This window comes from Pseudomonas sp. 2995-1, assembly GCF_002742505.1.
Classification (GTDB): domain Bacteria; phylum Pseudomonadota; class Gammaproteobacteria; order Pseudomonadales; family Pseudomonadaceae; genus Aquipseudomonas; species Aquipseudomonas sivasensis.
On record NZ_LJSA01000432.1, the window covers coordinates 109,779 to 128,704 of the forward strand.

15 protein-coding genes are annotated in these 18,926 nt (G+C 60.5%); 6 read left to right on the forward strand and 9 right to left on the reverse strand.

Going from position 1 to position 18,926, the window contains the following annotated elements:
• The first annotated feature begins 71 nt into the window (after positions 1-71).
• The 5 genes from colR (at position 72) to AOA61_RS22425 (ending at position 3,842) form a co-directional block, all read left to right on the forward strand.
• The gene (gene colR, locus AOA61_RS22405) at positions 72-755 is read left to right on the forward strand and encodes a two-component system response regulator ColR (protein WP_027605482.1); all 684 of its coding nucleotides are present in this window, start codon (positions 72-74) and stop codon (positions 753-755) included.
• Complete coding sequence (locus AOA61_RS22410) at positions 745-2,025, forward strand: HAMP domain-containing sensor histidine kinase (protein WP_032890831.1); 1,281 nt, start codon at positions 745-747, stop codon at positions 2,023-2,025. The genes colR and AOA61_RS22410 overlap by 11 nt, the downstream gene beginning before the upstream one ends.
• Positions 2,026-2,210: 185 nt before the next feature.
• Positions 2,211-2,894 carry a class I SAM-dependent methyltransferase gene (locus AOA61_RS22415; protein WP_164444788.1) on the forward strand — a complete coding sequence of 228 codons (684 nt, stop codon included), beginning with the start codon at positions 2,211-2,213 and terminating at the stop codon, positions 2,892-2,894.
• A gap of 4 nt (positions 2,895-2,898) precedes the next feature.
• Positions 2,899-3,618 carry a lipopolysaccharide kinase InaA family protein gene (locus AOA61_RS22420; protein ID WP_032890835.1) on the forward strand — a complete coding sequence of 240 codons (720 nt, stop codon included), beginning with the start codon at positions 2,899-2,901 and terminating at the stop codon, positions 3,616-3,618.
• Entirely contained in the window at positions 3,615-3,842 is a 228-nt protein-coding gene (locus AOA61_RS22425; RefSeq protein WP_032890836.1) for a hypothetical protein, read from the forward strand. The genes AOA61_RS22420 and AOA61_RS22425 overlap by 4 nt, the downstream gene beginning before the upstream one ends.
• A 54-nt stretch (positions 3,843-3,896) precedes the next feature.
• On the opposite strand, the gene AOA61_RS22430 is transcribed toward AOA61_RS22425, so the two are convergent.
• The 5 genes from AOA61_RS22430 to AOA61_RS22450 form a co-directional block, all read right to left on the reverse strand.
• Positions 3,897-6,923: a multidrug efflux RND transporter permease subunit gene (locus AOA61_RS22430; protein WP_099602744.1), complete on the reverse strand. Its 3,027-nt coding sequence runs from the start codon at positions 6,921-6,923 to the stop codon at positions 3,897-3,899.
• Between the two features lie 3 nt (positions 6,924-6,926).
• Positions 6,927-8,057 (reverse strand): efflux RND transporter periplasmic adaptor subunit, encoded by a 1,131-nt coding sequence (locus AOA61_RS22435; RefSeq protein WP_099602745.1) that lies wholly within the window; start codon positions 8,055-8,057, stop codon positions 6,927-6,929.
• Between the two features lie 144 nt (positions 8,058-8,201).
• Positions 8,202-9,299, reverse strand: a complete 1,098-nt coding sequence (locus AOA61_RS22440) for a DUF1513 domain-containing protein (RefSeq protein WP_032891083.1) — start codon at positions 9,297-9,299, stop codon at positions 8,202-8,204.
• A 2-nt stretch (positions 9,300-9,301) separates the two neighbouring features.
• Positions 9,302-10,366 carry an imelysin family protein gene (locus AOA61_RS22445; RefSeq protein WP_032890843.1) on the reverse strand — a complete coding sequence of 355 codons (1,065 nt, stop codon included), beginning with the start codon at positions 10,364-10,366 and terminating at the stop codon, positions 9,302-9,304.
• Positions 10,367-10,397: 31 nt separating this feature from the next.
• Positions 10,398-11,837, reverse strand: a complete 1,440-nt coding sequence (locus AOA61_RS22450; protein WP_099602746.1) for a di-heme oxidoredictase family protein — start codon at positions 11,835-11,837, stop codon at positions 10,398-10,400.
• A 138-nt stretch (positions 11,838-11,975) separates the two neighbouring features.
• Here AOA61_RS22450 and AOA61_RS22455 point away from each other — a divergent pair, with 138 nt between their 5' ends.
• A complete protein-coding gene (locus AOA61_RS22455; RefSeq protein ID WP_032890847.1) occupies positions 11,976-12,539 on the forward strand; it encodes an NAD(P)H nitroreductase in 564 nt (187 codons plus the stop codon).
• A 125-nt stretch (positions 12,540-12,664) separates the two neighbouring features.
• On the opposite strand, the gene AOA61_RS22460 is transcribed toward AOA61_RS22455, so the two are convergent.
• The 4 genes from AOA61_RS22460 to AOA61_RS22475 all read right to left on the reverse strand — a co-directional run bounded on the left by AOA61_RS22460 (position 12,665) and on the right by AOA61_RS22475 (position 18,820).
• Entirely contained in the window at positions 12,665-14,803 is a 2,139-nt protein-coding gene (locus tag AOA61_RS22460; RefSeq protein ID WP_099602747.1) for a methyl-accepting chemotaxis protein, read from the reverse strand.
• Between the two features lie 136 nt (positions 14,804-14,939).
• Positions 14,940-15,341 carry a YbaN family protein gene (locus AOA61_RS22465; RefSeq protein ID WP_032890851.1) on the reverse strand — a complete coding sequence of 134 codons (402 nt, stop codon included), beginning with the start codon at positions 15,339-15,341 and terminating at the stop codon, positions 14,940-14,942.
• Positions 15,342-15,512: 171 nt separating this feature from the next.
• Positions 15,513-16,121, reverse strand: a complete 609-nt coding sequence (locus AOA61_RS22470) for a biliverdin-producing heme oxygenase (protein ID WP_099602748.1) — start codon at positions 16,119-16,121, stop codon at positions 15,513-15,515.
• A gap of 134 nt (positions 16,122-16,255) precedes the next feature.
• Positions 16,256-18,820 carry a TonB-dependent receptor gene (locus AOA61_RS22475; protein ID WP_099602749.1) on the reverse strand — a complete coding sequence of 855 codons (2,565 nt, stop codon included), beginning with the start codon at positions 18,818-18,820 and terminating at the stop codon, positions 16,256-16,258.
• Positions 18,821-18,926: the final 106 nt, after the last annotated feature.

An 18,926-nucleotide genomic window follows, 5' to 3' on the forward strand; every position in this document is an offset into this window, starting at 1 on the left:
ATCCCTTAGCCACACTTGGCCTTAAGCTGCGCGAGCCAACACGGCCGTTACCGCGTACGGAGACACTGCCCATGCGAATTCTATTGGTTGAAGACAACCGCGATATTCTGGCCAACCTGGCCGACTACCTGGGGCTAAAAGGCTACACCGTGGACTGTGCGCAGGACGGTTTGTCGGGCTTGCACCTGGCCGCGACCGAGCACTACGACTTGATCGTGCTCGACATCATGCTGCCTGGCATCGATGGCTACACCTTGTGCAAACGCCTGCGCGAAGACGCCCGCCGCGACACACCGGTGATCATGCTCACCGCTCGCGACCAGTTGGATGACCGGTTGCAGGGCTTCAAGTCCGGCGCCGACGATTATTTGCTCAAACCGTTTGCCCTGTCGGAATTGGCCGCGCGTATCGAAGCCGTGCTACGCCGTGCCCAAGGTGGCGGTCGTCGCGCCCTGCAAGTGGCCGATCTTAATTACGACCTCGATACCCTGGAAGTTACCCGCGAAGGGCGCCTGCTCAAACTCAACCCGGTCGGCCTGAAGCTGCTCGCGGTCTTGATGCAGAAGAGTCCCCACGTACTGCGTCGGGAAGTCCTTGAAGAGGCGCTGTGGGGCGATGACTGCCCGGACAGCGACAGCCTGCGCAGTCATGTGCACCAGTTGCGGCAAGTGATCGATAAGCCGTTCGCCAAACCGCTGCTGCAAACGGTGCATGGTGTGGGTTACCGCTTGGCCGAGGGCCGTGATGGAGTTTAAGCAAAGCCTTGCCCAGCGGATCATCATCGCCTTTGCCTTGATGAGTGCGTTGGTGGCGGGCGCCTTCGCCATGGGCATCGTCGCGACCGTGCACCTGGTGGAAGAGAAGTTGATCTCGGCAGGCTTGGGCGGTGACTTGCAGCGCCTGCTGCTGATGGACACCGTTGAGGACTGGCGGCACCGGCCCGAGCCCGATCAGCTGTTTTACTTCAGCGGTGGCCCCGGCGATTTTGAATTGCCCAAGGACCTGCGCCATCTGGAGCCAGGGTTTCATGAGGTGTTTCGTGAGGCGCTGTCGTACCACGCCATGGTCGAAGTAGTCGACGGTCGGCGCTATGTGCTGCTGCAAGATCAAAGCGATTTCGAAGAGCGCGAGCGCGTGCTGTTTGCCGTGGTGTTGGTGGGCTTCGTGCTCAGCCTGGCGCTGGCGGTGTTCCTCGGTTGGGTGCTGGCCCGCAAGGTGATGGCGCCGGTGGTGCGCCTGGCTCGTCAGGTGCGCCACCGTGACCAGTTGCTTGGCCTGGCGCCGCCCCTGGCGCCCGACTATGCCGCCGACGAAGTCGGGGAGTTGGCCGTGGCCTTCGACGCCACGCTGGGGCGCCTGCGTCAGGCATTGTCACGCGAGCAGTTGTTTACCAGCGATGTCAGCCACGAACTGCGCACGCCCCTGATGGTGCTGGCCAGTTCCTGCGAACTGCTACTGGAAAACCCCGCGATCGATCAGCGTGGGCGTAACCAGGTCGAGCGAATCGCCCGTGCCTGTGAAGAAATGCGTGAACTGGTCCAAACCTTCCTGATGCTCGCCCGTGCCCAACATGACGATGGCAGCATGTCGCCCAAGGTCAACCTGTCGCAGGTGGCTGATGATCTGCTTGGCATTTGGCGCGAGCCCATTGAGCACAAGGGCCTGGAGTTGATCTACCAACCGGGCAACCCTTTGGATACCCGCTACAACGCGACCTTCCTGCATGCCGTGATGGGCAACCTGTTGCGCAATGCGCTGCATTACACCGAACGCGGTTTTATCCGGCTGACCCTGGAGCCTACCGGGTTTGTGGTGGAAGACAGCGGCGTCGGCATTCCCGAAGATAAGCGCGAAGCGATGTTCGAGCCGTTTGTCCGCGGCAGTGAGAAGCGCGGTGAGGGCCTCGGATTGGGTTTGTCACTGGTCCAGCGCATCTGCGAGAACCAGGGCTGGAGCGTTACCCTCAGCACTATGGAACCCAATGGCTGTCGCTTTCATGTTCAGTTGAGTCAGGTCAACGCCTGACCGTTTCCCCTGCCGTTATCCTGCCAGAGATCGCCGTAATTCGGCGAAGATGGCCCCATGATATTGCTTGTATCTGTAAAGTCTTGAAATATATGAGATTGGACAGGACAAGTTTTTCACAATGGGTTGACCTGTTGATCACAGGACGCTGCTTAAGGTTGTAGGCATCAGCAACAGGAGATCCGTTGATGCCTACCCCGATCAAACTCGAATTTTCCGACAAGTACGACGACGAACACGCCCACGAATATTTGCTCAAGCATCAGGACAATTTGGCCCGCCGCTTGTCCCACAAGCGCGACGAACAATTGGCCCGCGGTGCCTTGGCGATGGCGGGTGAGCCTAGCCTGGTGCTGGACTTGCCGTGTGGTGCGGGGCGCTTCTGGCCGTTGCTGGCGGAAAAACCCAACCGTGTGATTATTGGCGCCGACAATTCCGCGTCGATGTTGAAGGTCGCAACCGCCGCCCAACCGGCGGATGTGGTGAAACGGGTACGACCTTTGCAGACATCTGCCTTTGATATCGATTTGCCGGATAACTCGGTCGATAGCATTTTCTGTATGCGCCTGTTGCACCACATTGGTGATCCGGCGCACCGACTGGCGATATTGCGGGAGTTTCAGCGTGTTACCCGCGACAGCGTGATCATTTCGCTGTGGGTCGATGGCAATTTCAAAGCCTGGAAACGCAAACGCCTTGAAGGGCAGCGACGCAAGAGCGGTGAGCAAGAAGGTTACCAAAACAGATTTGTGTTACCAGCTGCTACTGTTGAAGCAGAATTTGAGCAAGCGGGTTTCCGTGTTCAGGATTCTCTGGATTTCATCCCGCTGTACGCCATGTGGCGAGTGTATGTATTGCGCAAGAGGTAAGAGCATGGCAGTTGAGTGCGTAGCAGGCAGTCACGTAGCTCCCGAAGAAAGATTTGATTATTTCTGGCGCCAACAAGGCGAGTGGGTCGAAGAGCCCAATCGTCGTCGCGGCGGTGAAAGTGGTGTGCAGCGAGTGATGAGCGCCAATGGGCGTCTGCTCTACAGCAAGCGCCAGACTGGCCACATCTACCGCAGTTGGCTGCACCCCTTTGGGCGCCCCACGGTGCTTCGCGAGCGTGATGCCCTCAAAGGGCTGCGCTTGCTGGATGTGCGGGTGCCGGAGTTGGTGTTCTGCGAGGCGCGCCGCGATGCTGAGCACCAGTGGCAGGCGTTGCTGGTCACCGCGTCCCTAGACGGTTTTGACGAAATTGAAAACTGGTACTCCGCGGGTGGCCGTGAACGCTACGGCGAATTGGTCCACGAGCGCGTACTCAAGGAATTGGCCTGCACCCTGGCACGTATGCACAAGGGGCGTTGGCAGCACGGTTGCCTGTACATCAAGCATATCTTTGTAAGGGTGACGGGCGAGGGCGACGCGGCCAACGTGGAAGTGGCACTGCTGGATTTTGAGAAGTGCCGCCAGCGCATTACCGCTCATAAGGCAGCGTCCCACGACATGCTGCAACTGCGCCGCCATTCGTCGTGGAACGATAGCGACTGGGCAAAACTCAGCTACTTTTACGAGACGGCGTTTGGCAGCGCTATCAAGGGTTTAACCAAATGAAGCTAGAAATAGCACGAGGTGTGTTTCTGGTAGGGGCGTTAGGCGTTGCAGCCTTGGCCCTGGCCGCGTGGGAACAGCCTCGCACACAGGTACTCAGTGCGACGCAGGACGGGGCGCAATGCCTGTTGCCGCGCGTCGTCAAGGCGAGTGTGGCGGCCAAGCCTGATCACGAGTTGCTCCTGTTCATGTTTGGAATGTCTCAAGGGATGAGGCCGCAGAGTTGAAACGATTTAAACCACCCCGAAAGGGCCTTGCGATGCGAGGCCCTTTTTTTTGCTTCAAGCCTTATCCGGTTTGGCCAGGAGGGTATAAACGCAGGGCAGTACAAACAGCGTAAACAACGTACCGGTCGACATCCCCGTCGCAATCACCATCCCGATATCAAACCGGCTGACGGCACCCGCCCCGGTCGCGAAAATCAGCGGCACCATGCCGAACACCATGGCGGCTGTGGTCATCAGCACTGGTCGCAGGCGAATCGATGCGGCTTCCTCCACGGCTTGTCGGGGCGTGAGGCCCTTGTCCTTACGCAACTGGTTGGCAAATTCCACGATCAGAATGCCGTGCTTGCTGATCAAGCCGATCAGCGTTACCAACCCCACCTGGGTGTAGATGTTCATGCTCGACCAGCCCAGGAACAGCGGAATCAGCGCCCCACAGATCGACAACGGCACCGTCACCAGGATCACCAGCGGGTCACGGAAGCTTTCGAACTGCGCCGCCAACACCAGGAAGATAATCGCCAGGGCCAGGCCAAAGGTTACCCACAGCGCCGAGCCTTCCTGAATAAATTGTCGGGACGCACCGCTGTAGTCGAACGCATAGCCGGGTGGGGTTTCTTCAATGGCGATCTGGCGCACGGTGTCGATGGCCTCGCCCATGCTCACGATCGGAAAGCCTGAGATCAGCGCCGAGTTGAGTTGCTGGAACTGATTCAACTGGCGCGGTCGGGCGCGGTCAGTGAGTGTGATCAGGGTCGACAGCGGCAACAATTCACCCTGGGTGTTTTTCACGTAGTAGTTGTTCAGCCAGTCGGGGTTATCGCGGTAGGCGCGTTCTACCTGAGCGATCACCTTGTAACTGCGCCCATCGAGGGTGAACCGGTTGATCTCCGCCTCCGCCAGCAGGGTTGCCAGGGTGCCGCCGAGGTCTTGCATCGACACACCCATCTGCGCCGCCTTGGCGCGGTCGATATCCACCACCACTTCGGGTTTGTCGAAGGCCAGGTCGATGTCGACAAAGGCAAACTTGCCCGACTCCATCGCGCGCTTTTTCACGCGGTTGGCCACTTCCAGCAACGACTCATAGTCATTGGCGGTGTTGATCACAAAGCCAAACGGCAGGCCTTCACCCGTGCCGGGCAGGGACGGCAGGTTGAAGCCGAACACTTGCAGGCCGGGAATCTGCTCGAGGCGATGCTGCACCTCGGGGAGGATTTGCATCTGGGTGCGGTCGCGCTCGTTCCACGGCTTGAGCAGGAAACCGCCGATGCCCGATTGCACGCCGTTGAAGCCATTGATCTGGAACGACGAGTAGTACTCCGGAAACTCCTTGAAGATGTTGATGAACTCGTCGGTGTAGGTGTTGAGGTAGTCCAGGTTGGTGGGCTGCGGCGCGCTGGCAATCATGAAGATGATGCCCTGGTCTTCGTCCGGGGCCAGTTGCGACTGGGTGAACTTGAGGAACACCGGGATCAGGCACAGCACGATCAGCGCAAACACGATCACCACCGGCCGCGTATTCAGGGTGCCGTGGAGCATGCGTTGATAGCGCCGCTTGAGTCTGTCAAAAATCCGGTCGAGGCGATGAGCCAGGCCGCTCGGGTTTTCATCGTGGCGCAACAGCAGGGCGCACATCATCGGTGACAGGGTCAGAGCGACAATGCCGGAAATGATCACCGCCCCGGCCAGGGTCAGGGCGAACTCCTTGAACAGCGCCCCGGTGAGCCCTTCGAGAAAACCAATGGGCGCATACACCGCGGCCAACGTGATGGTCATGGACACCACCGGCAGGGCAATTTCCCGCGCGCCTTCCAGCGCCGCATCCAATGGCGTCTTGCCTTCCTCGATATGCCGGTGGATGTTCTCCACGACCACGATGGCATCGTCCACCACCAGGCCGATGGCCAATACCATCGCCAGCAGCGTCAGCAAGTTGATCGAATAGCCCATCAATTGCATGAAAAACAGCACGCCGATCATCGACAGCGGGATGGTGATCACCGGGATCACCACCGAGCGCAACGCGCCGAGGAACAGGAACACCACCACGATGACGATCAGTACCGCCTCAAACAGGGTCTTGACCACTTCGTTGATGGAGGCCTGGATAAATAGCGTGGCGTCGTAGGCAATTTCTGCCTTGAGGGTAGGCGGCAACTGGGCTTCCAGCTCTGGCATGATCTTGCGCACTTCCTTGATCACCTCCAGCGGGTTGGCGCTGGGGGTAGCCTTGATGCCGATGTACACCGAGGGCGTGCCGCCAAACGAGCTGATGGCGTTGTAGTTTTCCGCGCCCATTTCTACGCGGGCCACGTCCCGCAGCAGCACACGGCTGTCACCGTCGGTTTTAACGGCGATGGCGCCAAAGGCTTCAGCGGACTTGAGGTCGGTGTTGGCGTTGATGCTGGTCACCACGAACTCACCCTTCACCTCGCCGGCGGCGGACAGGAAGTTGTAACGGCGCACGGCGTCGGTGATGTCGCTGGCGCTGAGGCCGAAACCGGCGAGCTTGACCGGGTCCAGCCAGATACGCATGGCGAACACCTGATTGCCGAGGATCTCCGCTTCTGCCATGCCCGGCAGGGTGGCGAGCTTGGGCTGGATGACGCGAGACAAGTAGTCGGTGATCTGCGGGTTGCTCAATTGCTGGCTGGAGAAACTGATGTACATCAGCGCCGAAGCGTCGGCCGCCTCTTTGCTCAACACCGGGTCTTCGGCGTCTTGTGGCAGTTTGTTTTTTACCTCATTGGCTTTGGCCAGCAACTCGGTAAACAAGCGGTCACTGTTGGCGCCGATGCGCGCGTAGATGGAAATCACCGAAAAGTTCTGGCGACTCACCGACGTCATGTAGTCGATGCCCTCGGCGCTGGCCAGGCTTTGCTGCAATGGCTGAGTGATATAGCCCTGGATGGTTTCGGCGTTTGCACCGGGGTAGGCGGTGGTCACCGTTATCAGGGCGTTTTCCATGGTCGGGTATTGGCGCAGCGGTAACTTGCTGTAGGCCTGCAAACCCAGTAGCACGATGAGCAGGCTGACCACCATGGCCAGCACCGGACGGCGGATAAAGGCATCTGTGAACTTCATGGCTCAGTGCCCTGCCGGCAGGTTTTTGTCCGGACTGATGGCGATGGGCGTGCCGTTATCCAGCTTGAGCTGACCGGCGCTGACCACCTGTTCACCGGCGCTCAAGCCCTTGCTCACCAGCACCAGGCCGCCGCGTCGTTCGCCGGTCTCGACAAAGCGTCGCTCGGCGACCAGCAGCGGTTGGCCATTGGCGTCCTTTTCCAGCGCGCCGCTTTCGTTCTTCTTCTCGGCCACGGCGTACACCGAGTTGCCGTAGAGGGTGTAGGTAATTGCGCTTTCCGGCACCACGATCTGTGCGGTGGGGTTGGGCAGCAAGACGTCGAGGCTGGTGAACATGCCGGGCAGCAATGTGTTGTCCGGGTTGGCCAGGGTGGCGCGCACCAGGACATTGCGTGTGCTGTCCTCGACCTTGGGGTTGATCGCGCTGATGCGACCGGGGAATTGCTGCCCGGGGTAGGCTGAGACCTGCACCTGCACGGTTTGGCCGATGGCGACCTTGGGCACCGCGTGCTCGGGGATATAGAAGTCGACATACAGGCTGCTGATGTCCTGCAAGGTGGCGATCACCGTGCCGCTGGCCAGGTAGTCGCCCACGTCCACCTGGCGAATGCCGATGGTGCCGCTGAACGGCGCGACAATATGCTTCTTCGCCAGCGAGGCCTTGAGCTGGTTGACCGTGGCTTTGTTCTTTTGCAGTTGCGCGGACAGGCGGTCGAACTCGCCTTTGGAAATCGCCTGGCTGCCCACCAACTGGCTGCCGCGTCCGTAATCCAACTGGGCCAGGCCTAAGTCGGCCTGAGCGGTTTCCAGCAGCGCGCTTTCTACGGCGCTGTCCAGTTGCACCAGGGGTTGCCCGGCCTTGACCTTCTGCCCGGATTCGAACTGCACGTCTTTGACCGTTCCCGCAATTTCCAGGCTCAGGTTGACGCCTTGCAAAGCCTTGAGCGTGCCCACCGACGGTAGGCGTTGCTGCCATGGCTGTTCGACAGCGGTGGCGACGGCGACACTCACGGGCGGCTTGGGTTTGGAAAAGACCTGGATCTGCTGATAGATGGAAAAGGCTTTATAGCCCGCCAGCAGCAGGACGATTAACAGGACGACACCCAACATGATCAGCATGCGACGGCGCAGCATATTCCGGTTCCTTGGAAAAACTGAGACAGACGAAAACAGACAAGCTCGAAACATTACTCCGAGTGTAGTGGGGATTCCAGACGGTATTTTTGACAGGTCAACGGCCCTGTAATAGCCCGACTTGCCGGCGACTACAGGGGGATGTCAGATCAAGTGGAGATGGTTGTCCCAGAGCCCTGCTGGTAATTCCAGCGGTTTGGCGACCAACTGTTTCTGGCGGCAATCGTAGTAGCGGCAACGGCCTTGGCCGGAGGTGACGACAAACCCATCCTCTACTGCACCGACCCCTGCGCAATCGGGTAACGGACCATCAAGACGCAGTTCGCCGCTGTCCATGTCCCAGATAAAGAAGCGATTGCCACGTGGCGCCGTCAATGCCACCAGGCGCAACTCGCTGTGCACCGCGACGCTGGCGGTGTAATGCCCCATGGCCTGCAATTGCTCGTCTGCCACTGGAAACGCCACGAACGGTTGCCCCGGACGCTTGATCGCCAGCAACTCGGAACGCTCCTGGGACGGCCCCATGAACTGCTGCCCGGTAAGGATGGTGCCATCGCTGGCGATGCCCATATGGCGCACGCTGTTCATCTGCTGGGCCAGGGTTTCCTTGCTGATGAGCGTGCCATCGCGCTGCATCAACACCAGGCTCGGCTCCATGGCATTGAGGTTCATCTCCACGCGGCTTTCGGCTTCGGTGCGAATGCCGCCATTGGCCACGATCAACGTCTCGCCGTCGGGCATCCACGACACCTGGTGCGGGCCAATGCCGTGGGTGGAAAGTTCGCCGCTGTGCACCAGCCGCTCGCCTTCGAACTTATACACACCGAGCAAGCCACGGCCGGGGTCTGACGTATCGTTCTCGGTGGCGTACAGCCAGTCGCCGCTCTTGTGAATCACCGCATGGCCGTAGAAGTGGCGATTGGTGTTCGAGGTGATGGTTTGCAGCAGCGCGCCATCACGCAGGTCGATCAGGTAACTTTCGGTGCCTGGGCGACGGGCGACGAACAGCGCAATCGGCAGTGTCGGGTGGTTGATGATGTCGTGGCAGCGCTGGCCGACCTGAGTGGCAAACACTTGCTTGCCGTCCAAGTGATAACCCACGGCGTAGTGCTTGCCGTCTGCATCATCGCGCGCCGACAGCAGCAGCGGACCCTTGTCTTTCTGCTTGAACAACGTCCAACCACCCAGTGTGAGTGCGCTGAGCAGTACGCTGCCAACCGCCAAAGCCTGTCGCCTGAGCATCATCAGTCACCGTCGTTGGCGTTAAAGCCCAGTTGGATGCCCAGCGCCTTGGCCAGTTCGCCTTCGTGCAGGCGGTGGACGACGTTGAGGCTGTCATAGATGTCGTTGAGTTGCTGGCGACCGGCGTCATCGTTCAACAGTTCGTTGAGGGTGCGCTGGTTGCTGGCGAACAGTTTCAGGGACGCGGCGTAGGCGGCGTCGATTTTGTCGGCCAATGGTTTCTGATCCGACGGCAGCAGGCCACGCAGGCCTTTGTTGTCGACGCCGACCCATACGGTCTGGGCGGCAGCAAGGCTGGCCTCCAGGCTTTGCAGGGACGACTGGCTGCGCCAAGCGTCGGCCTGGAACGGCTGCGGGATGCCCTTGGTCTGGCGGCCCATGGGCGTGCCGAGTTTTTTCTTCAGGCTGTCCAGGGCGGTCACTTGGACGCGCAGCAGGTCGGCGATGGCTTCGTGGGAATCGGCGTAGCGCTGGTTCGGAAACTTGGTCATCTGCGCGAGCATGCCATCGGTGCTGTTCCAGCTGGCTAGGATCTCTTCGGCCAGGGTTTTCTGACGCTCGCCGATGGCCACCAACAGTGGGCAATAACGGGCTTTGTTCGCATCGTCGGCGATGTCGGTCTTGGCGTCGTAGAGGATGTATTCGTAGGCCGACAGGCCTTGCACGACTACGCTGGACTTGGCCAGGGCGGCGCCGTCGATCTGCGGCTGGCTGGTGACCAATTGCTCGACCTGGCGCCCGACCAGGTTTTTCTTGTCCGGCCAGAACTGTATTTGCCATGCACGGTTGCCCTCGGCCAGCGGGCCGATCAGCAGCGGTTGCAACTCGGCCCAGGCTTTTTGCGCATGGATGAAGTCGGCGCGGGCGGTGTCCAGGCTTTCCTTGCCCTGGCAGTAGGCGAGGGCGCTGACGGCCAATTGACGGTCGGCTTCGACCCAGCGGCTGTAGGTCGGCAGGATCACTTGTTTGGCGATCGCTGCAGAGGTCACAGCTTGCGGGTCTTGTGGCGAGCAGGCGCCCAGGGCGAGGGCGGCCAGGCTGGTGAACAACAACTTGGGACGGAACATGTCGAGCTCCCTTCTGTAAGTGGGGCGAAGCTTATAAAGAATTCAGGAACGCCAGCAACGCAGCGCGCTGTTCGGCATTAAAGGACAACACATGCTGCTGCGCCGCTTGTGCCTCACCGCCGTGCCAGAGCACGGCTTCCAGCAGGTTGCGGGCGCGGCCGTCATGCAGAAACTGGGTATGGCCACTTACGGTGTGTGTCAGGCCAATGCCCCACAACGGCGGCGTGCGCCAGTCGCGGCCACCGGCCTTGAATTCGCTGCGGTTGTCGGCCAGGCCATCGCCCATGTCGTGCAGCAGCAAATCGCTATAGGGGCGGATCACTTGGTTGGCCAATTCAGGCTCGGCGGCATTGGCTGAGGTGGTGAACGTCGGCTTGTGGCACCCCTGGCAACCGGCCTGGAAGAACAGGTTTTTCCCGGCCAGGACTTGCGGATCGTTGACCTGGCGGCGCACGGGCACGGCAAGGTTACGGGTGTAGAACAGCACCAGGCGCAGAATGTTATCGCTGACTTCCGGCTCGCCATCGGCGCCATTGCCGTTGGGCGCCTGTTTGCAGGCCACTTGGGCTTCGGTGCAGTCATCGAAGGGTCTCAGGGACGTAGTGAGGCCCATATCACCAGAAAACGCGTGAACATTTTGTTGATTGAGGTTGGGTTGTCCGGCTTTCCAGCCAAAACGCCCGAGCACGGTTTTTTGCTGGGCGTCATCCCACACCTGATTGGCCCGGCCGACGATGGCTTCTTTATCGGCGGTTTTGGGGTCGGTATTGCGCAGGATGTCCGCGTCGCTGATGGCTTCAAGCAGGCCAAGGCCGATCATCGGCGGGGCGATGCGCGCCGAAAAACGGGGGTCGGGGGGCATTGGGCCATAGCCGAGTTGGGTGATCTGCAGGTCCGGCTTGCGCAGTTCGACGACGGTGCCGTCCTTGAAGGTGACGTTGACCGGTGTGTAGTCGACCCGCACTTTGCCTTCCGGAGTGACGCCGGGCACGGCCATGTCCTGCAATTGCCCGCCGTATGTCGGCTCTGGCACCACGCCTGCTTGCTCGATGAGTTTGGCGTAGGGTTGCTGATCCTGAGTTGGCGGGGCGATCGACAGGCGCACCAGCATCGAGACCGCATTGGCTGCGTCGGGCAACGGCGGGTGGCCACGGCCGTCCTTGATGTGGCAGTTCTGGCAAGCGTTGGTGTTGAACAACGGGCCCAGGCCATCACGGGCGGTGGTGGTGGACGGCGCGATCACCCAAGGACTGCGAAAGAAACTGTTGCCGACGCTGAAGTCCAAGCGGCGCGTCGGCGACAAGTTGGCCGACGGCAGGGAAAACGCGTTCTGGTCGCGCTTATTCACCGTCGTCGCGCCGCCTGCCCGCGATTCACCCGGCTCGGCCTTGGTGAACCTGGGGGCGTCATCGCACGCAGTCAGGCCCAAGGCCATGCATACGACGGACAGACGAAGAAGCGAACGGAACATCGAGTTTCCTGAACGAGCGTGAAAAATATGGTCGCAAAGTCTAACAGGGCCGGGGGGAATGAATAAGAGCAATTATCGTTTGGTGGTCGCCGGTTTATTCCCGCTAGAATGACCGCACATTTTTTCTGGAGGTGGCCAATGCAGGCTCTCGACGCTTTGCTCAACCGTGTTTCCGTGCCGCGTTTGCTGGAGCCGGCACCGACCCAGGAGCAGCGCGACGTGCTGTTCGCCGCTGCTATGCGTGCACCCGACCACGGTCAATTGCGCCCTTGGCGTTTCCTCACCGTAGAAGGCGCCGCCCGTGAGCAGATGGGGACGCTGCTGGCCGAGGCTGCACGCCTGCAAGACGCCGACGCCCCGCAAGCCGCCATCGACAAGGCCCAGAACGGCCCATTGCGCGCACCGTTGGTGGTGGTGGTGATCGCCCGTTTGCAGGAGCACTTCAAGGTACCCAAGTCTGAGCAACTGCTGGCGGCGGCCTGTGCGGCCCACGGCATTCTGTTGGCGGCCTATGCCCAGGGGATTGGTGCGGTGTGGCGTACGGGTGAGTTGTCCTACTCGGCCCACGTTGCCAAAGGCCTGGGGCTGACGGCGGATGAGGAAGTGATTGGCTTCCTCTATTTGGGTACCCCGCAGAACCCGCCGCGTACGGCACCGAAGGAAGATGTGGCGGCGTTTGTGCAGGCTTGGACGGGTCTCTAAGCAGTACGCGATCAAAATGTGGGAGGGGGCTTGCCCCCGATAGCGGTGTCTCAGTCAATGAATCTGCTGAATGACACACTGCTATCGGGGGCAGGCCCCCTCCCACATTTCACCTGTGGTGTTTCTTAAACCTTGAACTGATCCATGAGTTTCATCTGCTGGCTGGCCAACGCATTGAGTTGGCTGCTGATAGCCGCCGATTCGGTGGCCTGGCCGGTGAGGGTTTCGGTCACGGTGCGGATCGCCGAGACGTTACGGTTGACCTCTTCGGCCACCGCGCTCTGTTGTTCGGCGGCGCTGGCGATTTGCAGGTTCATGTCGCTGATCACCGTCACGGCGTCGCTGATCTTGCCCAAGGCCTGCACGGCCTGATGGATCTGTCCGGCATTGCTCTGGGCCTGGTTTTGGCTTGAGTGCATCGTCGCGACCACGCCACGGGTGCCGCTCTGGATGCGTTCGATCACCAGGCGGATCTCCTCCACGGAATCCTGGGTGCGCTTGGCCAAGTTACGGACTTCGTCGGCCACCACCGCAAAGCCGCGGCCGCTTTCGCCCGCGCGTGCCGCTTCAATCGCCGCGTTCAGCGCCAGCAGGTTGGTCTGTTCGGCAATGCTGCGGATCACTTCCAGCACCGAACCGATTTGCTCGCTGTTGACTGCCAGGGCTTCGACTTCGCCCACGGCCCTGCTGACTTCTTCGGCGAGGATCGTGATATCCCGCGTACTCTTTTCAATGATCTGCATGCCTTCGCGCGCCGACTGATCGGCACCGCGTGCCGCGCTGGCGGCATTCGAGGCGCTGTTGGCGACGTCATGGGCGGTGGCGCTCATTTCGTTGGACGCCGTGGCCACTTGGTCGATTTCACGGAACTGCACCTGCATGCCTTCGCTGGTCTGGCGGGCGATGGCCGAGGACTGGTCCGCCGTGCCGCGGGCCTCGGTGATGCTTTGCTTGATCTGGGCGATAGTCGGTTGCAGCTTGTCGAGGAAGCGGTTGAACCAGTTCACCAGTTCGCCCAGTTCATCCTTTTTACTGTAGGCCAAGCGTTGGGTGAGGTCGCCGTCGCCGCTGGCGATGTCCTTGAGCATCGCGGCCACGCTGTTGATCGGGCGGGTTACGCCGGTGGCGGTCAGCCAGATCAGCAGCAAACCCAGGAGCCCGGCGGCAGCGCCCACCAGCAAGGCCTTGAGGGTGCCGGTCGCCTGGGCTTTGTCGAGGACCTCCTGCAGTTTTACGGTGTCGGCCAGCATCACGTGTTTGGGCAGTTTAATCACCACCCCCCAGGCTTTGGCATCGGCGATCGGCTTGACTGCGTAGACCGCACGAATCGTATCGCCCTGCTCAAGATTGACGTGGCTGTCATTGGCCAGCAGTTGCACGATCTCATTGCCCTCGGCGCCCAGCGTATCGATCAGATTTTTGCCGACCCGCGCAGGCTCGCCGCTGTAGGCGGCAATCAGACCGGTGCTGGAGATAACCTCCAGGTGCGCGGCGCCATCGAACAGCGTCTTTTGGGCCGCATCAGCCAGGGTTTGCAGGCTGTTGAGCGCAATGTCCACACCCACCACACCAATCACTTTTCCATCCACCAGCAGCGGTTGGGAAATGGTGGTCATCAGTACCGGTTTGCCGGCCACAGTGTCTTCGTACGGATCCAAGAGGCAGGTGCTGCGGGTGTCACGCGGGCAGGTGTACCAGATGTTGTAGGGTGTGCCGTTTAGGTTGGGGGTGGTCTTGGTCAGGTCTTCCTCGACCATGATGGTGTTCAGGCCTTCACCCCCGGCACGGCTCCAGTAGCTGGAAAAGCGGCCTTTTTCATTGGAGACGCGGGCCTTGTCGTTGATGAATTCGCTGTCCTTACCGTCCAAGCCATCGGGCTCGAACGACAGCCAGATTCCGAGCACCTTGTTGTTGCGTTCAAAGGCGGTTTTCAGGCTCTGATTGAGTTCTTCGCGAAGGGCTGCGGGCTCCAGAGCACGTTTGGCGGCGAGGTTGCGCAAGTCTTTGACTTGGTCGGCCAGGGCGGTGACCGCGGTTAGATTTTCGCCGAAGGTTTTCTGCAACTGCACCGCTTGTTCAGCGGCCCTTGCCTGCAACAGGCTTTGCACGCTGCTGGTGAGCATGCGTGAACTTGAATCGCTGATCAGATGGTCGTTCTGGTCCGTTTCGTACAGATTGATGCTCACGATCAGCGTAATCACCCCCAGCAGGCAAAGGCCGGACAGCAGCACGATTTTCAAGCGGATAGAGAGGGTGTCGAACATAGGTTCACTCACGAATGGTCTTGTTGGAATGCACAGCACGGCCAAGTCCATTCAGCGCTATATCCGGAGCATCGGCGCGGTAGGGGCTTTCATGAGCAGAAGGCGATGGGCGGTAGGAAAACGCCTACAGGTAGGGTTATACGGGCTGTGCGAGCCGTTCGGGGCGTGACCAGATCCACAGATTGCCCAGGCTCATCCCGGCAATCGCCAGGTAGATGGGCCAGCCATGGTCGAGCATCACCAGCATCAGGATCGCGCACAACAGCATGCTCACGGTGGCGCTGACTTTGGCCCGGCGCGCGATGATCTTGCCGTTGCGCCAGTTGAACAGGATCGGCCCAAACAGGCGGTGGTTTTCCAGCCAGGCGCTGAGGCGTGGCGAGCTTTTGGTCGCGGCCCAGGCGGCCAGCAGGATGAACTCGGTGGTGGGCAAACCGGGTATCACAATCGCCACCAGCCCGATGCCCAGGCTGACATAGGCCAGCAGGCCGAACAGGATCTGTGCGATTTTCGAGGTGGATTGGGTTTTGCCAGTCATGGTGAAGCTTTTCTTGGGGAAGGTTACAAAAAAGTCCGAACTTAAATGCGATCAAAATGTGGGAGGGGGCTTGCCCCCGATGGCGGTGGGTCAGTTACCTATTTGTTGGCTGATGCACCGCTATCGGGGGCAAACCCCCTCCCACATTGGGTTGCATTTCAATTTGCGGGATCAGGCCAGTTCAGGGGCGCTAGCGTACGCCTGTTCCAGCAACACGGTGAAGCGCACAAACGCATCCACCGCGCCTTTTTCTACTGCGGCCTCTTCCTCGGGGCTGAATTGCAGGCCGTCGAGGGTGCGGGTGAAGCGCTTCCAGCCTTCGGCACGACCGCCGGCTGGCTCACCCAAGTGGCGGGCCCCAAAGGTTTCGCTCAAGCCGAGGCCTACGGCGCGCTTGATCAGGAACGCGGCGCCCAACTTGGAGCCTTCCGAGACGAACAGCCAGCCCAGGGCTTCTGCTTTGCTCGGGTTGCTCACTGCACCGGCCACCGCAGCCGGCACTTCGGTGTCCAGGTCGGCGAGGTCCAGCTTGACGGCTTCGGCGCGGCAGCGTGCGGCGAGGTCAGGCACGATCTTGATCAGTTCGGCGTCGTTGTACAGGGCCACCAGTTCCGACTGGAACAGGTACTGCGCCACCACGAAACGGGCAAAGTTGGCCTGGGTTTCGAACGGGGCATGAGCCTTCACCAGTGCATCCAGCTTGGTGTGCGGCTCGTTGGTGATCTGGTTCAGGCGCTGGGAGCGCAGGCTTGGACGTTCTGCGTTAGGAGAAGCGGTCATGAAAAAGTCCTTGAGAAGGGGAGCGCCTTGGTGCCCGAAAGAGAGCGGTTATCAACTAGACGAACAAGAAGACGCGGCACAGTAAAAAATCCTCACCTCGTCGTTGATATTTCGACGAGGTGAGAAGGGCTTGGTCAGATATCCCAGATCACGTTAATCGCAAAGTTGCGGCCGGGCTGGGTCAGGCGGTCGAGGTTGGCCGGGCCGGTTACCGCGGCTTCGCCGACGCTGTCGTAGCTGCGTACGTCATCCCAGTTCCAGTACTTCTTGTCGGTGAGGTTGTAGAGGCCGCCGTTGATGGTCACGTCGTTGGTGACTTTGTAGTAGGCGGTCAGGTCGACAACGCCGAAGCCGGGGGTTTTGAATGGGCCGCTGGTGTCGCCGTCCGGCGCGTGGAAGGTGGAGCTGTCTACGCGATTCTGCTTCTTCACCAGGGTCCAGCTCAGCAGGCCGCCGTAATTGTCCTGGTCGTAGCCCAGGCCGAACACGCCCTTGAGCGGGTTGACGCTGTTCAGCGGTTCGCCGTTTTGGTCGTTGCGACCGTAGGCATAGGAGACCGCACCCTGGGTGTATAGGCCTTGTGGGGCACCGAATGCATCCAGGTTCAGGCGGCCCTTGGCTTCGGCGCCCTTGACGCTGGCGCGCTTGATATTGACGGCTTGGAACTGCTCGGCAGTGCCGCCGACCACGACGTTGTCTTCGTCGATAAAGTCGCGGTATTTGTTATAGAACACCGCCACCTCGAAGGAACCCTCGTCGAACTTGCCGCGAATCCCGGTTTCGATGCCTTTGCTGGTCTCCGGCTTGAGGTCCGGATTGGGTTCGACGGTGTAGCCCAGGTTCAAGTTTTCAAAGCGGCCGTACAGCGACTTGGCGGACGGCGTGCGGAAACCTTCGGCGTATTGGCCGAACCAGGTGTATTGGTCCGTCAGCGCGTAGGTCAGGCCAAACTTGGGCGTCACGCGGTGCCAGGTTTTCTTCTTGTCGCTCACCGTTTCCGCACCTGTCGGGTTGACGGTGTTGAGGAATTCCTGGGTCAGCTTGGGTTTGAGCTGGGTGTAGTCATAGCGCACGGCGGGGAGGAAGGTCCATTTGTCCCAAGTGATCTGGTCCTGTGCGAACAGCGAATAGGTGTTGATGGTCGGGTCGGGGAAGTCGCTGGCCTTCTTCACGCTATCGGAGGCCATCGGGCTGGGCGCGCCGATGGCGGTGCAACCGCTGCCGACGGCCACGCAGGTGGCGCTGCCCTCGCGCGAGCCGGTGACTTTCTGCTGCTTGAGGGTGGTGCCGTAGGTCACTTGGTGATCGGTTTCACCAAGGCTGAACGCTTTGTCCAACTGTGCATCGAAAACCCACTGTTTTTCCTGGTAGAGCGTGTCGCGTGTGCGCAGGACGCGACGACCGGATTGATAGATTTCGGCGGTGGTCTGGTCGGTCTTGGCGATCTGGTAATTGACGCTGGTCTTGATGCGGTCGGCAATCGGCGACTCAAGGGCGAAGCTGTTTTCCAGGCCGAAACGTTCACGGGTGATGGTGTCGTTACCACGACGATCACGGTAGAGGTTGAAGCCTCGGCCGCCGATGAACGGGCCGCCCACCGCGTTCTTCAGGTTGACGTCGCGATCATCCTTGTACTTCTCGTACGTCAGACCCAGGCGGTTGTCATCGCCATAGTTCCAGCCGAGCTTCGCCAGGATGTTAGTGGTGCGCGCTTCTTCCGGGTTGGCGCCTGTGCGATCCAGGCCGGTGGCGTTGTTGCCGTCGTAGGACTCAGTTTCGTGACCGTTGCGCTGGCTCAGGTGCAGCAAACCGTCGAAGTCTTGAACGCGGCCGGCGAAGGTGCCAGAGGTCAGCCAACTTTCGTCGGCGGAGCTGTAGCCGGTCTTCAGGCGGGCGCCGAAGTCTTGGCCTGGCTTGATGATGTCAACCGGGTCGAGGGTGAAGTAACTGACGGCGCCGCCGATGGCGCTGCTGCCGTAGAGGGCCGACGCCGGCCCGCGCAGGATTTCCACGCGCTTTACGATTTCCGGGTCGACGTAGTTGCGGCGGGTCTTGGCGTAGGGACCGTTGAAGAAGTTGCCCGGCACTTCCACACCGTCCACTTGGGTAAGGATACGGTCGCCATCGATGCCTCGAATGTTGAAGCCGGCGTTACCTGCGCGGGTGCCTGCGCCGCCTACCGAGACGCCGGGCTCGTAGCGCACCAGTTCCCGGATGTTGTTGACGTTCTGGCGGTCCAGTTCCTCACGCTCATGCACGCTGACGGTGCTCGGCACGCTGTTCACATCCTGCGCGTTACGGGTTGCGCTGATGGTCACCTGTTGCAGATTGAGGGTGCTGCCCGCTGCGCGCTTTTCCAGCACGATGTTGTTATTGCCCAGTTTGCGGTAGCTCAGGTTGGTCCCCACCAACAGCCGGTCTAACGCTTTTTCTGGCGACAACGGGCCGCGTGCGCCAGGAGACGACACGCCCTGGCCCAGCTCTGCGGGCAGGCCGACTTGCCAGCCGGTCACGGCGGTAAAGGCGTTGAGCGCCGAGACCAGCGGCTGCTGTTCGATGCTGAAGGTGTAGTTGCCCTGGCTGCGCGAAACCGGTTCGGCAGCGGTGGCGGCCATGGCCGGCGCGCCGGCCAGCAGGATGGCGGCAGTCAACAAGGACAGGACGGGCGAAGAAGACCGGCGGTTGAAACGAGAGGACATCGAAAGCGCTCCGGGGGACGAATCTTATAGTTGCGAACCGAATCAAATAGGAATCAGTTGCATTGGCTAAGACGAGACGTACCGCCGAAGGTTATCGAGTAAAAAT

Excerpts from the sequence above, each read along its gene's own strand:
- colR (WP_027605482.1), top strand. The coding sequence starts at position 72 with ATGCGAATTCTATTGGTTGAAGACAACCGCGATATTCTGGCCAACCTG.
- AOA61_RS22410 (WP_032890831.1), top strand. The coding sequence starts at position 745 with ATGGAGTTTAAGCAAAGCCTTGCCCAGCGGATCATCATCGCCTTTGCC.
- AOA61_RS22420 (WP_032890835.1), top strand. The coding sequence starts at position 2,899 with ATGGCAGTTGAGTGCGTAGCAGGCAGTCACGTAGCTCCCGAAGAAAGA.
- AOA61_RS22425 (WP_032890836.1), top strand. The coding sequence starts at position 3,615 with ATGAAGCTAGAAATAGCACGAGGTGTGTTTCTGGTAGGGGCGTTAGGC.
- AOA61_RS22430 (WP_099602744.1), bottom strand. The coding sequence starts at position 6,923 with ATGAAGTTCACAGATGCCTTTATCCGCCGTCCGGTGCTGGCCATGGTG.
- AOA61_RS22435 (WP_099602745.1), bottom strand. The coding sequence starts at position 8,057 with ATGCTGCGCCGTCGCATGCTGATCATGTTGGGTGTCGTCCTGTTAATC.
- AOA61_RS22440 (WP_032891083.1), bottom strand. The coding sequence starts at position 9,299 with ATGCTCAGGCGACAGGCTTTGGCGGTTGGCAGCGTACTGCTCAGCGCA.
- AOA61_RS22445 (WP_032890843.1), bottom strand. The coding sequence starts at position 10,366 with ATGTTCCGTCCCAAGTTGTTGTTCACCAGCCTGGCCGCCCTCGCCCTG.
- AOA61_RS22450 (WP_099602746.1), bottom strand. The coding sequence starts at position 11,837 with ATGTTCCGTTCGCTTCTTCGTCTGTCCGTCGTATGCATGGCCTTGGGC.
- AOA61_RS22455 (WP_032890847.1), top strand. The coding sequence starts at position 11,976 with ATGCAGGCTCTCGACGCTTTGCTCAACCGTGTTTCCGTGCCGCGTTTG.
- AOA61_RS22460 (WP_099602747.1), bottom strand. The coding sequence starts at position 14,803 with ATGTTCGACACCCTCTCTATCCGCTTGAAAATCGTGCTGCTGTCCGGC.
- AOA61_RS22465 (WP_032890851.1), bottom strand. The coding sequence starts at position 15,341 with ATGACTGGCAAAACCCAATCCACCTCGAAAATCGCACAGATCCTGTTC.
- AOA61_RS22470 (WP_099602748.1), bottom strand. The coding sequence starts at position 16,121 with ATGACCGCTTCTCCTAACGCAGAACGTCCAAGCCTGCGCTCCCAGCGC.
- AOA61_RS22475 (WP_099602749.1), bottom strand. The coding sequence starts at position 18,820 with ATGTCCTCTCGTTTCAACCGCCGGTCTTCTTCGCCCGTCCTGTCCTTG.